The following is a 14,418-nucleotide window of genomic DNA, read 5'->3' as shown; positions in this document are numbered from 1 at the left end:
AGTATGCATGTACATCATCAAACTGTACATTCTTATGTAATCATCTTTGTACATTATTAAATTAGCATTTATATACAGTGTCATACAGGAGAACACGTTGCCATATTGGAAAAGCGAAAAGACGTATACGAAGCAGCGAAGGCAAAGCATCCAGAGCGTTGGGCACGAGCCACAAGAAAATGGACACCGAATGAACAAGTATCGCTCAATCCGATGCGAGATGAGGGGGAAACTGAAGAATTGAGGAAGCCATAATATTCCCTCTTTCCCTGGTGATTTGAATCAAAAACACGCTTTTCCTTTCGATTCAAATCACCAGGCCAGCAAGCGTAGCGCGGTAGCCTTGACTGAACTCGGGGATGGAGACATTTTTGTAAATACTAAAGTAACTAAATGCGACAACTATATTGACAATCACCGATAAGAGAAATGCTTCTATTGTTTTTCTAGTTTCATTTGTCGGATCACTCCCACCAAAAAATATATGAACTAGCTTAACACTTCCATTACGATTCCTTTTTTTACTTCCCTAAATTCTTTTCTTACTAAACGACTCCACACTAAAGTATGGAGGTTCTTCGTTGGAGGACTGAACCTCCAACGAGTTATACCGACTAAAGTCGGCTAAAAGCGAAACTACTTAAAGTAGGAGGTTTTTAACCTCGCCACTTGCTTTGCAAGTGCTTACGCAAGCTGAATCTTGGTGTGGAAAATAAAACATACTTAGGCCCCAGAAATAGTTTACAATGACTTGGAATCAAACCATTGTATCTTATTTCGTTTTTAAGGTGAAAATTTTGATCTAATAAAATATCATAATCATGCTCTCGGTCAGCTAAATCGTCAATTACCATTATTTTTTTAACAAACTTCCGGATTGATAGTTCCCAGCTTTTATCTATCGAGTAATGATCAATGATAAGTAAATCAATAGGCTTCACACTTTTTTTAAGAAGTTCTATTGTTTGTTCTACATCTATGCACCACGGTATATTGTTAAGAGAGTCTAATCTGTACACTTTAAATCCTCTATGTTCGATTAGTTCACACAAATGCCCCTTTATCTCACGACTAATAAACGTAACCTCTTCACCTTTTGAGCGTAATTCTTCAGCTAAAGTTAAACACTCATAACATGACCGCTTCCTATTTCAATTGAAGAATCTACTTTTATATAAATATTCATGTTTTTCTCCAAAGTATTATTCTTAATAAAAAGAAAATTTCGCGCTATTATCACTTTATTTTTTCTCTTGTAATCGGTTCATCCTTTTTCAAATCCACTATAACCTTACTGCCCTCTATTTCTTCTATGCTTGTAAAGCCATTTATATTACCGGCCATTTTGAGAACCGTATTGTAAGTTGTTAATTTTGTACCAGCTCTAATATCCATTAATGCCACCAAAATTTTTTGTCTATTTCGATAGGAAATCTCCTTGTTACAAAACATAAAATTTTTATAATTGTATTCTGGTAGTAGTTGAGTTAAATAATCTAAATTTCGTTTCATTTTTTTAAACTTATGTTTACTAACCGCAGATTCATAATCTACTCTTTTTATTCCTTCTTGAAGAGTAATATGTTTTTCAAATACTCGTGCACCTAATATATAAGCATATTCCAAACTTTTTACTACATAATCATTGTTGTACAGAGTGTGGTCTGCATATCCAATTATCAATTCTGGAAAAAGTTCCTTCAAAGACCTAATTTTCCCAATCATGACATCGCTCAAATTTGAAGGATATGACTGAAACCCAACCATGAGAGTTGTTAATTGCTTTTCAAAAAAATCACAAGCTGATATGATTTCACTAAACGTTCTACCTCCAACACCTAAAATAACTTTTTTTCCTGTGTCTTTAATTGCTGAAAGTAGTTTTTTATCACAAAAAGATACAGAGTGGATATCATAATATTTAATCGTAAATGGTAACGATTCAATTAAATTTACAGCAGTTAAGTCACAAGGCATTGCAACAATTTCTAACCCTTTGGAGTTTGAATATTCTAATAATTCAATCCATTGTTTCGAACTAAACATCCATTCTTTCACCTTATAAAAATCAGGATGCAATGATGACATAAAGTCATTAAGATCTAATAATATTTGAAACTTAATTCCATGACAGCCGATTTCAGCCGCCGAATCAATTAAAGAAATTAAGTAATTATAATCACCTTCATGATGAAAGGCTGTTTCTGCATATAGAAAGTAAGACATCTTATATCTCCAAATCTATCGTTTTTGTTAAAGACTTAAGAATACGATTGTTTATATCTTTACGAAAATCATCAAAACTTATTAATTTATCATGAGGAAGTTTAATCATACTATTTGGTGTATTCTTTGCATTGTCAATTTTATATTGATTAATAATTTGTATAATTTCATTAAGATCAGCTTTAAAATAATCATCTCCTAAGTAAGATACAATTTGTTTTGTCCGTATTAAATCTTCTGGTGTATCTACTGTTAAAGTATAATTAGATAGATTTTGATTTTCCTTTGGTAGTAAAACTCCACATTTATAAACATCAGGATTAAACATATAGAACATTAAATATTCATGACCTTCAGGGTCTATTTGTAAATAACACTTTTTAAGCATATTTAAATTTATTATTTCAGCTGTAACACCAATTGGGAGATTTTCTGTCCGAGTGTATTCAAGGTTTTCAATTAAATGAAAATCGATTTGTTTTTCAAGAATATACGGATCCACAAAAACATTATCTCCTGTAATCCGAATAACTTGTGATGCTTTCTCAATTTCCCCGACAGAAATCATCCTTTCAATTACTTCGTCTGCCGATCCCCGATAGATTGAAATTTGATTTCGCTCTGCAACATCCTCTAAAATATCGTCAACTTTTTCTTTTGAAGTACATAGATAAATTTTATCGACTTTGTGAACCATCTTTAATCTATTAACAATAACATCTAGTATAGACATGTTATTATAGATTGTTCTTAATACTTTAAGATGAAGTCGAGTTGAAGTTGTACGTACAATAATGCAAGCAATAATCTTTATTTTCATAATATCTCTCCTCAATTTCTTTTTTTCACCATACGGACCACCCACCATCGACAACAAGGTTTTGACCGGTCATTCCCAATGAATGATTAGATGCAAGGAATTCGACAGCACCTGCAACTTCATTTTCATGTAACATTCTTCCTGTTGGACATAGTTTTGCGTATCTTTTTTTGAAATTTTCAGTAACCCTTCCTTCTATTCCACCATATGAAATCGCATTTACTCTAATTCCATTCGAAGCAAATCGAATAGAGAGCTCTTTCGTTAAATGTATAAGTGCAGCTTTGGCTACCCCATAGTTAATCGGTGATTCATTTTTTGGATCTTCATACAAATTTGGATTTGGTGGTACCACCCCGTACATCGATGCTATATTTATTACATTTTCTAGTTGAGATTTTGGATGTTCTACAAGAGCCATGACTAATTCATAAGGAACAACAACCTCTAATATTAGTTCACCTAACCAATTTTTCCGATTCATATATCCGTTATTTATTTTTAAATATTCAATATTTCTTGCATTATTAACTAAAATATTTGGCCAACAGTCTCTTTTTTCAAACCAATTTATTATATTTTGAAATGCCTTTTCTTGTTCTAAATCAACTAATATCCCGTTTAAAGATTTATTATTATGACCCTCATTTTTAAATTTTCTTATCAATGATGCTATTTTCTCTTCATTTCTAGAAGTGAAAATCACTTTATATTTTTTGTTTAAGAAATGTTGAATTAGCTGCTTTCCAACTTTACCTGTTCCTCCTGTAATTAGTATTGATTTTGACAGCATATCAAATTCCTTTCTCTATGATCTCAATAATTTTTAATACAAAATGTTTATTTAATGGTTTTTCTTTCTTTTGAATGATATCAACAAAGGTTTGTAATGCTTTCTTAAATGCATAATATGTGTCTTTAAAAACTAGTTCTTTGCAACCTTCTTCCCCAAATAATCGAATTTTAATCGGACAATCAATATTTCCTAATGATGTGAAAGTTGTTTGTAAGCCACTTTCCCAACAAACTGTTACAATATTTTTTTGCCCTGCTGTTGATTTGGTAACCTCAATTTGTTGTCCTTGTGAACCAATCATTTTTACAACTGGTTCAATTATATGAACAGCATACTTACCCCAGCTGTTCATTACACAAGCATCTACATATTGTAGAGGCCCTATTTTTTCTAATTCAGCTTGCGATATTGAAAACTCCTTTGCATAATGAAGAGCAGAGCATGTGAAAATTTGGCCTTCATATTGTTCTAATGCAAAAATTTTTTTAGCTTCCTTTATGTTATTCGCCAATGGTTTATCTATATAGATTGGTAAACCAGCCTCAATAAACGGTTTACATATTTTATAATGAAGTTTAAAATCATCTCTTGCTAAAAGAATGGCATCAACTTTACCAATCATGTCTACATAATTTTCAACTATATTTTCAATATACGTTGTTTGGGCTATATTTTGAGAGATTTTTTTATCTTGTGTCCATAAATGTGTTACCTGTCCCTCTTTAATAGCATCCTTAGGGAATTTTTGTTTAGATAAATAATTTGGGATACTAGGAAAAGGGCATTCTTTTATTAAACTTCTATTATAACCATTAAAAATAGCGGACCATGAGTACGGATGTCCATTTCCTTCACTAATTCCGATCATACCTAGTTTAATGTTTCCCATTTTACCATCTCCTGGGATCAATTATATCTAGATTTCCACATGAAAATTTTTTATAATTATCATTAGCTTTTGTTTTTGTATCATATGATTTTTTTATTTCTACAAGTTGTTTTAAATTATTTACACCAATAACGATATAATCAATTTCTTTAATATTTTTTACAAAGGCCAATGCCCCGTCGAGTTGTGATATCCCATTTCCTTCTAAAAAATGATGATATTCTAATAAAGTTTGCTGAATTGTCTGACAATTTTTGGGTAGATTTTCAATTTCCATTAATAATAAACCTTGCAAAAAAATGGATCGAGCATATATCTCTATACCTAAATTCTTTAATTTCCTTAAATGACCACTTTTTAATAATCGTTGATCTAATACATTGATAGGGATTTGAATGATATCAAAAGTAAATGAGTTACATAACAAATCAATTTGATCACTATCATATACCGAAAAGCCTATTTTATTTATAAGTCCCCTGTTTTTGAGATCTAATAATTTATAATATAAACGGTCTCCATTTTTTTTAAATACATCAGAAATGTTATGAATCATAACTCCATAGATATTTTTACATTTTAGTTTTCTTAAAGAGCTATGAACACTTGTTTCTAGTTTATTAACATCTTTATAAAAAATTTCAGGGCTGTTTAACGGTGGGATTTTAGTAACGACTTTAAAACTGTTATGATTTTTGATGATGTTCCCAATCACTTCTTCACTTTCCCCATAAGATGGAGCGGTATCTATCGTGTTAATTCCAACTGATTCTGCATATTTAATGATTTTATATACTTCTTCAAAAGGAGTTTTGCCATCATTATTCGATATACCATATTTTAGGCCAAATTGTGCTGTTCCAAGTGTTAATTTCAAATACACATCCCTCCCTCTATAAAGTTAAAATATCTTCCGAATACTCACGTATTCTCAAAATTTCATAAACATCAAATAGTAGACACACCTTGGATAATACCTATATATGGTAATGATATAAGTTTTTTACAGATAGAAGTCCATCCTACGACCAAACTGGATGTGTTTGGAAATTAAGTCTATAACCGTGCGTTAAATTCTCCACAAAACTCACGGCCGCTCACCCTCCCATGTCTCACCGGATCGGGTCCATACATTCCTTCGTCCTGCGTATCCACAAGGTGGAGGTCGGATATGCTCCTTTACTGGGTCATAAGCCCGAATGGAATAGATATGCTCCGACTCTGCACTTTTGGTATTTGTCTGTTGAGTAACTTTGAGTAACTGAAGTTGTTATTATTTGTTATGCAGCCTGTAATGTGTTTTCTTGAGGTATCCCTTGTAATAGTTTTGAACCATCAAATTGACATTGCTTTTGTCCAATGACGAAGAAAACACGTAGTAATTTACAACACAAGGCAATCAGGGACTGTTGTTTCCTTAACGGTTTGTCAGGACGTTTTGTATAATAGTGATGCAGGGCTTTAAATGTAGGGTTATGTGCAACTAGTGGCCTTATGGCCAAATACAAGGCTCTGCGTAATTTACTACGCCCTCGTTTCGTTATGGTTGTTTGCCCTTTGAATTTCCCTGAGCTATTCTCACGTAAAGAGAGTCCTGCTAGATTGACTAATTGTTGAGGATGCTTATACTTTTGCAGATCCCCAATTTCGGATAAGACAGTAGTGACTGTCGCCACTCCTAGTCCAGTAATATCAATCATTTCACTTGCACCAGGTATCGTTCTAACAACACTTTCTAGCTCTTGATCTAGTTCTTCGAGTTGCTTTTTGAAGAGTTCCCATTGATCAAGGAGACTACTCATTTCTCGTTGGGCAAAATGACTTCCAATGTTTATTCCAATACTCTTATGAGCTGTCTCTACTAGCTTTGTGGCTCGTTTGATTCCAACACCACGTTGAACGAATGGTTTCCATTTTCTAAGTACTTCTTCTGGTGTCATCTTTACAATCTGGAAAGGGAACGGGAAAAGTTTCAATGTACAATAGGCTGCTTTACCTTCCCAGTCGCCAAACACATCAAAGAACTCAGGAAAATAGCGATCAATCATATTTTGGATACGTCCTTCTGTAATCATTAGCTACTGGATAAGTTGATCTCTTAATTTGACGCCTTCCCTTAACTCGGCATAAATGCCATCTAAGAGATTTGGTACGGAGTATCGCCCATCTTTAATCAGCTGTGAGATGACTTTCGCATCCTTTGTATCGTTCTTCGTTGGTGAGTTATCATCAAGCTCTTTGCTTTTCTTTACATGCATTGGATTAACCAATACAAAATCATAGTCCTTTGCATTCAGATAATAAGCAAGGTTTAGCCAGTAATGTCCTGTTGGTTCGACACCAAAGATGATATTGATCTTTAGAGTTTTCTTTTGCATGGCGCAAAGCCCATTCTAGTAATAACTCAAAGCCGTGGATTCTGTTCTCAAAGATCAGTCGCTTTCCAAATTCTAAGCCTCTGTCATCTTGTGTACGTGCTACATGCTTATCTTTGGCAACGTCGATGCCGATAACTAAAGTTGATGGTGTGATTTGAGAGATTTTCTGATTTTGTGTATAATTCATTGTGAGTCCTCCTTGGGTATCTAATTTCAGGGTCCTTGCGTTGCAGCTTCGGACACCTCGTATCATACCAAGGGGCTCTTTTTTTGTTCAATCCTCAAATAACTTCATTACAGGAATGCTCCTTTTATACTTTTAGTTCTTTCATTAATTTAATTAAACTGGCGCACCTTTATCTTTTGAATAATATAAAATAACTTTTTTCACAGCACGTATCACATCTTTAACATCGGATTCAGTCATTAATGGAAATAGTGGGAGGGTAATTATTTCTTCGTATATTTTCTCAGCAATCGGACAAAGCCCTTTTTTATAGCCAAGATTTTGATAATAAGGTTGGAAATAAACAGGAATATAATGGACATTAACACCAATATTCTCCTTAGTTAATGCATTAAAAATTTCCTTTCGTCCCGCCGTTAATTGCTCTAATTTTAATTGTATAACATATAAATGCCAGCTCGATTTTCTGTCACATTCTTGATATGGGATGTTAAGTTGTTCTACTTTTGTAAATGCTTGATTATATAGTTCAGCATATCGTTTTCGTCTATCAATATAAGAATTTAACTTCTTCAGTTGACTAGAACCTAGCGCTGCCTGAATATCTGTGATTCGGTAATTGTATCCAAGAGACTGCATTTCATAATACCATGAACCGTGGTTTTCCATTAACTTTGTTGGTTCTCGAGTAATACCATGTGTTCTGAATTGCATCAACTTTTCGTAGAATTTTTTGTGATTTGTTGTTATAATACCGCCTTCACCAGTTGTAATATGTTTTACAGGATGAAAACTAAACATAGTCATATCATTTATTGATCCTACTTTTTTCCCTTTATATATTGCTCCTAAGGCATGTGCAGCATCCTCAATCACAATCAGGTTATACTTTTGAGCAATTTGATGAATTTTATCAAAATCAGCTGGTTGACCCGTAAAATCCACAGGGATAATTGCCTTTGTTTTTTTAGTTATTTGCTTTTTTATCGACTCTGGATTAATATTATATGTTTTAGGGTTAATATCAGCAAATATTGGTTTCCCACCTTGGAAGAGGATACAATTAGCAGTTGCTGCAAACGTCATTGGTGTTGTTATTACCTCATCACCTTGAGAAATCCCTGCAGCAAAACAAGCTCCATGTAAAGCAGCGGTACCACTTGAAAATGCAACAGCATATTTAACACCTACATACTCAGCGATCTTCCTTTCAAATAATGTAATTGATGGGCCTGTCGTTAAGAAGTCTCCTTTTAACACATCTACTACAGCTTGAATATCTTTATCATCCAGCCATTGTCTTCCATAAGAAAGGTACGTATCGCGGACAGGTTCCCCTCCATTAATTGCTAATTTATTTTTATAAGTCATTTCTAAACCCCACCCTTTAAAGTAAAGTGAGCTAACTTAATCATTCATGCGTTTTTAAAATTCCATTTTTCTAAACCTTAAATATATTCTATTGAATTATTAATCATTTTTTTGATAGCTTCTTATACCAGTAATTTCATAGATTAAATCAGATAATCTTTTACCTGACAATTCGTCAGCATTTGGATAAGCCTTTGCAATAAACTCCTTTCGTTTTATCTCAGCTAATTGTTTAAATTGTTTATTGTTAACTAGCCTCACAATCAAATTTCCTAATTTATAAGGATTTGGCTCCACTAACTGATCACAATAATCATAGGGTGCTCCATCAAATGGATTTTTGGCAAAATAAACGACTGGCTTTCCGAATAACATTGATTCTATTCCAGTGGTTGAATAGTACACACATACAACATCCGCATTCGCAATCGTATCGTAAAGACTAAATTCATCCAAAACTATTTTTACAGCTCTATACTGTTTACTTAATCTTCTGTATTTCTCTATAGTAAAGTGTTGTTTTAATTCATTTGGATGGAGTTTAAGAATGATTTCAATATATTCGAATCTTAAAAGGTGTTTAATTAGTCGTTTCAAACTATCTATCGGCATAGTTGGTTGAGTTGGAATTAATACTATCTTTTTGTTAGATAAAATTTTTAATTTTTCTATAAATACACTTTTTGACATCGGAGGATCAGTAAAAATGGTATCAAAACTAGGATGACCAATGATTTTAATTCGATCTTTTGATACACCTGCCCTTACATAAAATACTTTCTCATATTGACCGTACACCCCTTGTATTGTTGCAAATACTGGTAAAAATCCTCTTGATGCTGAAATCATTCCATGTTGTATATATATACTAGGAATTTCATTTGCTGCTGCTATTACTATTAGCATTCGTTGAATATAATCTGCAGAACCACCTACAATTACACATGAGATCGGTACTTTTTCAAAAAAATTATTTACCGCTACTAATCTTTCTAAAATGTTATGAAGATCATTCTGAAACCTTTTTTGGAATTGCGTCATACCGAAAACAGGATGGCGATTATATGATATTAAGATCTTATTAGCCTTTTCTAAAGTACTTTTAATTAATGGTGTTACATTGGATTTGTATTCTTCTAAACTATGAATTGGTATTCCCAAATAGTTTTCACTTGTTGAATTCTCTCTAAGTATTGTCGTAGTAGATGAATTATAGAATTCTACATAATTTTTTTCTCGAAAACGAAGATTGACTTCATCATATAACAAAATTTTTCCGTTGCTTGTTTTATTATTAGAATTCGTTGCTACCTGTTTCATAATCCGATCAATCTTAGATTGAATTTCCTTTGGATGTACTACCTTATTCTTTAAAATTTTATCAATATTTGGATCATTTAGCTTTTCCTCTAGGGGTTTCATTCTAAAATAATGGCTAAAATGTACGAATAATGCTAAAGGTATACCATTATAGGTTAAACTTTCAAAGGCTTCAAGAAAATCATGATACAAAGACCAACTCCGTCTTTGGCCTGCTGTACTCATAATAAAATTCATGTTGGTACTCCCCCCCTTTAAAAAGTTTTAATGTTGGAATTCATTTTTAAGTTTATTATTTATACATATTTAATTTGCAGTAACTTTAGAAGTGAAATTTATATTAAGTTTGTTGATTTAATCCATAGTTCAGTATTTTTTATCCCTTCTTCTAAGCTTACTTTCGGTTCCCAACCTAACAAGTGCTTTGCTTTTTCATAGTTACATAGTAATTTTTGAATTTCACTTTGTGGATGAATATGTTTAACATGTTGAATTCGTGAGTCATCCTTCACAATTAGTTTAGCCAAATCATTTATAGAAATATCACGTCCTAAACCTGCATTTACAATTTCTCCATTTACTTTATTTGAATAGCCTGTTTCCACAACAAATCGTGCACAATCCTCAACATAGAGAAGATCGCGTGTTTGTGTTCCATCACCATAGATTTGAAGTGGTTTACTATTTAATTTATTTTTGATGAAGATTGCGACAACTCCACCTTCTCCTCCAGTTTTTTGGAAAGGACCGTACGTGTTAAACGGACGAATAACAACAGTTGGAAGAGCATATGCATAGTAATATGACAAAACCATATTTTCAGCAGCGATTTTAGAACCTGCATAAGGAGAAGCTGGTTTCACTAGGTCTGTTTCCTTTATCCCTGAAGAATTTGTGGCACGATCATATACCATACAAGTACTCATAAACACTAATTTCACGTTGTGCTTTCTACACTGTTCCAATACATTAAAGGTTCCAACCGTATCATTGTCAAAAGTCTCTTTAGAGTTATCAATACTATCTTGCACATTAATACTTGCCCCTAAATGGTAACAAAGGTCAAATCCATTCGAAAATAACCTGTCGAGTTCGACTGTATCTTTAATATCACCTTTAACAAACTTCATAAAGCTTTTGTGAGTTATGAATTCGTCGATATTTTCTAGCCTTCCATTTGAAAGATCGTCTAATACCCAAACATAATGACCATCACTTAATAACTGTTTAACAACCCACCTACCTATAAATCCAGCACCACCAGTAACTAGGACTTTCAATTAAGATACCCCCTCTTTTAAATAAGATTCTCACTTAAAATTAACTTTCGTATCTCTTCGATAGAAATAAGCGTTTGACTTTCTGAACTATACGTTCCGTAAGCTGGCTTTTTCGTATTTAAATACATTCCCTCTCTCCCAAGCTTTCCAGGGATAATAAACATATCAGACATCTCCCAAGCGATTGTTGATTCATCATAAGTCATTAATTCTTCATACATTTTTTCTCCTTGCCTTAAACCCACTTCTTCAATTATTATGTCATCACTATTAAAATTATGTTTTTTACAAGCGAACTCAATAACAACATTAACCAAATCTCCTAAAGTAATGACAGGCATCTTTAAAACAAAGACTTCGCCACCCTTTGATTCTTTCAGAGCTTTGATAGTAAGCATTGTCGCCTGTCTTAAAGTCATCATAAACCGAGTCATTTTCAAATCGGTAACTGTGATTTTTTTATATTCTATAATCTGTTTAATAAATAATGGAATTACCGATCCCCTTGAACCCATTACATTTCCAAACCTTACACTTGCAAAAGTTGTTTTTTCCGATGTTTTTCCTATACTGAGTATCTGATATTAACCTTTCCGCAATAAGTTTAGTTGCACCGTACGTATTTGTAGGCAAAATTGCTTTATCAGAACTTGTAAATACCACTTTTGATACACTTTAAGCAATTGCAGCTTTAATGACATTATTAGTTCCATTAATATTCGTAAGGACAGCTTCATAAGGATTGTCTTCACAAGCGGGAACGTGCTTCATTGCTGCAACATGAAAGACATAATCAATATCCTTCATGGCACTGAAAACACAATCATAATCACGAACATCTCCAATTAAAAAATGAAGATCATTTCTTTTCCCAAAACGATTCTGAAGATGGTATTGTTTATACTCATCTCGACTCATAACCTTTACAACTTTTGGCTGTTCTAATAGAATATTATTAAGCAATCTTTGGCCAATTGTTCCTGTCCCACCAATAATAAGAATCTTACGATTTTAAAAAAACAACCTCTTTTCTCCTCTCTGTAAGTTTATACAACAAGAAGTACTCTTGTTAAAATTTGTTCTAAAAATAAAACATTTAGCATTTTTATCCGTCCATTTATACCTAAATTTCAAATAGGATCCACTACTATATTTCATTCAATTTCAATTAGAAATAAAATAAATGATGTGTGATCGTTCTAAGGTATACTATGTATTAATTATTAAATCGCGAGCCTTTTTTCATTTTTTTCCAAATTGTGTGTAGAGTGGTGACAAGCTTCATTTATCCTTATCATATGTGTAACCTCCTTGACACGTTCTTCAACTCGTTTAGACTATTACCGTCGTCTACGTTTCGAACAAATCATTGTCCTCTCTTTGTAACTGTGGGTGATGATTTCAGCCACAACTGATCTATCAATAGCAAAAAATCTGCACAAATTTGCTTTTAAAGACGTCCTAAAAAGTCAATTATGACATTTTAGGACCGGTATCTTGTATATTAATAAACCTGAAATATTCATAGTTCCGTGACAAATGGAGTGAATATCCCTGTCTAGTGGAATTTATCAAAAAACACGTCATCACCCAAAGGGTGATGACGTGAAAAAGAGCCCAGCGGTCTAATAAATCATTCGTACTTGGCTTAGCAGGCATTTTATCTTTATAGGTCTCGTCTTGTTTATAAACGCTCTTCCTCAGTTGTTTTGATTGTTCGATTAAGATTTCAATAGGTGATTTAGAGTTAAACATACTGTTTGTATGAGTTGAATCCGCAATGAGTTGGTTGGACTTAATAAGACCTTCTTTTAAGGCAATCTCCACCGTCTTTTTAATAAGTATATTTAATAGTGAATCGTCTTTTAATCGCAGTTTTCTAAACTTAGTCAGGCTCGTTGGATGAACGATTTTATCTTCAGGTGCTACATCTAAAAAGTATTTAAATGACATATCAAAAGTCGCACTTTCAATTAAATCACGATCTGACATGGGGTACATCACTTTGAGTAGTAATAACTTAAACATCATAATAGGACATTTGGCTGTAGCACCAAATGCCTCATTATACATATCTTTTAACTCGTCATAAATAAACTCAAAGTCAACTAAGTTATTAAATTTCCTTAAGAAATGATCTTCTGGGATTAATATGTCATAAAGTGCGCTGTACGAACTGAGCATTAATTCTTTTTTAGGTAGCATAGTTTCACCAATTTTCTACATGATTTCTATCTCTATGATACCATTTTTATTTAACCATCTAAATCATGCGTACGAAAAAAAAGGAAGATTTTCCTCTTCCTTTAATCACGAAGGCATATTGAGACTTTTTCAGCAGTCTCGCCGATGAACTCTTTTTTCGCTTTACATTTATCGTAACCACGATGAGCTTGTCGCCCGAAAGCCTCACCAAGCTTAATTTTAACCGGGGAACGATGGAAAACTTCATCAAAGAAGGCAAGCTTGGTTTTGCCTTTGGGAAAATGAGCAGTACGGAATTTTTCCGCAACGCGTGTAAATTGCAAATCGCTGTTTTGGCTTACAACCTCTATCAGGACTTACGACGCCTCTGCTTCCCAAGCACGATGAACAAAAGTCTGATTCAAACAGCGCGTCTGCAGCTGATCAAAATAGCTGGTCGAATCATCCGTTCAGGACGATATCTAACCTTCAAATTGAGTAGCCATTGTGTCTATCAAAAGGAGTTTATGGCCACGTTACAGCGGATTCAACAACTCCCTCGTTTCGGCTGAGGGACGTCTTCAACTAAACAAAGAAAAAAATCCCTCGTGAACACGGGAGACGTCTGTCCTTTTTTGGTTGCCGAAGAGATTAGAGAAGAAAAAAAGACTATTCACCCCCAAAAAATTCAACCCATCTGATAAAAAAACAACCTGATTTCAAATATTCGTTAGTACAATTCCAATTTCTGTATAATTTTAGTTAGAGCGTTTGCCAGAAATCATTTTATGAATAATTCAGGTTTACTGTTTCTTTCTTAAATATTTCATCATAACATTCCCTTTTGCCATATTGATGCACCTCACAAATTGTTATTAATTTTAATATAAGACGGTTTGTCAATCTAACTGCGACACTTCTTCCCAAAACGCTTCGTATGAAGTTTTCCAACCAAGACATTTTCTTG

General features: G+C 33.3%; 13 protein-coding genes and 2 pseudogenes. 2 read left to right on the top strand and 13 right to left on the bottom strand.

What is annotated here, in order from left to right; translation table 11 throughout:
• Positions 1-105 precede the first annotated feature (105 nt).
• Complete coding sequence (locus PQ474_RS24680) at positions 106-255, top strand: hypothetical protein (RefSeq protein WP_273848231.1); 150 nt, start codon at positions 106-108, stop codon at positions 253-255.
• Between the two features lie 401 nt (positions 256-656).
• Here the strand turns inward: PQ474_RS24680 and PQ474_RS24675 are convergent, their stop codons facing one another.
• The 12 genes and pseudogenes from PQ474_RS24675 to PQ474_RS24620 form a co-directional block, all read right to left on the bottom strand.
• A complete protein-coding gene (locus tag PQ474_RS24675) occupies positions 657-1,019 on the bottom strand; it encodes a hypothetical protein (RefSeq protein WP_273848230.1) in 363 nt (120 codons plus the stop codon).
• A 217-nt stretch (positions 1,020-1,236) separates the two neighbouring features.
• Positions 1,237-2,226 carry an N-acetylneuraminate synthase family protein gene (locus tag PQ474_RS24670; RefSeq protein WP_273848229.1) on the bottom strand — a complete coding sequence of 330 codons (990 nt, stop codon included), beginning with the start codon at positions 2,224-2,226 and terminating at the stop codon, positions 1,237-1,239.
• Between the two features lies 1 nt (position 2,227).
• Positions 2,228-3,046, bottom strand: coding sequence for a cytidylyltransferase domain-containing protein (locus PQ474_RS24665; RefSeq protein WP_273848228.1), 819 nt, complete (start codon positions 3,044-3,046; stop codon positions 2,228-2,230).
• Between the two features lie 25 nt (positions 3,047-3,071).
• Positions 3,072-3,839, bottom strand: coding sequence for an SDR family oxidoreductase (locus tag PQ474_RS24660; protein ID WP_273848227.1), 768 nt, complete (start codon positions 3,837-3,839; stop codon positions 3,072-3,074).
• Position 3,840: 1 nt separating this feature from the next.
• Positions 3,841-4,731 carry a Gfo/Idh/MocA family oxidoreductase gene (locus PQ474_RS24655; protein ID WP_273848226.1) on the bottom strand — a complete coding sequence of 297 codons (891 nt, stop codon included), beginning with the start codon at positions 4,729-4,731 and terminating at the stop codon, positions 3,841-3,843.
• Between the two features lies 1 nt (position 4,732).
• A complete protein-coding gene (locus tag PQ474_RS24650; RefSeq protein WP_273848225.1) occupies positions 4,733-5,608 on the bottom strand; it encodes an aldo/keto reductase in 876 nt (291 codons plus the stop codon).
• Between the two features lie 403 nt (positions 5,609-6,011).
• Positions 6,012-7,296 (bottom strand): annotated as a pseudogene (locus PQ474_RS24645) (IS110 family RNA-guided transposase).
• Between the two features lie 153 nt (positions 7,297-7,449).
• Positions 7,450-8,667 carry a UDP-4-amino-4,6-dideoxy-N-acetyl-beta-L-altrosamine transaminase gene (gene pseC / locus PQ474_RS24640; RefSeq protein WP_273848224.1) on the bottom strand — a complete coding sequence of 406 codons (1,218 nt, stop codon included), beginning with the start codon at positions 8,665-8,667 and terminating at the stop codon, positions 7,450-7,452.
• 99 nt (positions 8,668-8,766) lie between these two features.
• Complete coding sequence (locus tag PQ474_RS24635; protein ID WP_273848223.1) at positions 8,767-10,224, bottom strand: capsular polysaccharide export protein, LipB/KpsS family; 1,458 nt, start codon at positions 10,222-10,224, stop codon at positions 8,767-8,769.
• Positions 10,225-10,322: 98 nt separating this feature from the next.
• On the bottom strand, positions 10,323-11,267 hold the full coding sequence (locus tag PQ474_RS24630) for a dTDP-glucose 4,6-dehydratase (RefSeq protein WP_273848222.1): 945 nt from the start codon (positions 11,265-11,267) through the stop codon (positions 10,323-10,325).
• Positions 11,268-11,284: 17 nt separating this feature from the next.
• Positions 11,285-12,269, bottom strand: a pseudogene (locus PQ474_RS24625) (polysaccharide biosynthesis protein).
• Between the two features lie 471 nt (positions 12,270-12,740).
• Positions 12,741-13,472, bottom strand: a complete 732-nt coding sequence (locus PQ474_RS24620; protein ID WP_273848221.1) for a transposase — start codon at positions 13,470-13,472, stop codon at positions 12,741-12,743.
• A gap of 170 nt (positions 13,473-13,642) precedes the next feature.
• Between PQ474_RS24620 and PQ474_RS24615 the strand changes: the two genes are divergently transcribed.
• A complete protein-coding gene (locus PQ474_RS24615; RefSeq protein ID WP_273848232.1) occupies positions 13,643-14,023 on the top strand; it encodes a transposase in 381 nt (126 codons plus the stop codon).
• A gap of 214 nt (positions 14,024-14,237) precedes the next feature.
• Here PQ474_RS24615 and PQ474_RS24610 read toward each other — a convergent pair.
• On the bottom strand, positions 14,238-14,418 hold a 181-nt coding region (locus tag PQ474_RS24610), incomplete at its 5' end, for a hypothetical protein (protein WP_273848220.1).

This window comes from Halalkalibacter alkalisediminis (assembly GCF_028610705.1).
Lineage (GTDB): Bacteria > Bacillota > Bacilli > Bacillales > Bacillaceae_D > Halalkalibacter > Halalkalibacter alkalisediminis.
Note: the sequence above shows the minus strand (reverse complement) of the source record. Positions and strands in the feature narration are given on the sequence as shown.

Coding starts and splice junctions, on each gene's coding strand:
- PQ474_RS24665 (WP_273848228.1), bottom strand. CDS start 3,046: ATGAAAATAAAGATTATTGCTTGCATTATTGTACGTACAACTTCAACT.
- PQ474_RS24670 (WP_273848229.1), bottom strand. CDS start 2,226: ATGTCTTACTTTCTATATGCAGAAACAGCCTTTCATCATGAAGGTGAT.
- PQ474_RS24655 (WP_273848226.1), bottom strand. CDS start 4,731: ATGGGAAACATTAAACTAGGTATGATCGGAATTAGTGAAGGAAATGGA.
- PQ474_RS24660 (WP_273848227.1), bottom strand. CDS start 3,839: ATGCTGTCAAAATCAATACTAATTACAGGAGGAACAGGTAAAGTTGGA.
- PQ474_RS24635 (WP_273848223.1), bottom strand. CDS start 10,224: ATGAATTTTATTATGAGTACAGCAGGCCAAAGACGGAGTTGGTCTTTG.
- pseC (WP_273848224.1), bottom strand. CDS start 8,667: ATGACTTATAAAAATAAATTAGCAATTAATGGAGGGGAACCTGTCCGC.
- PQ474_RS24620 (WP_273848221.1), bottom strand. CDS start 13,472: ATGCTACCTAAAAAAGAATTAATGCTCAGTTCGTACAGCGCACTTTAT.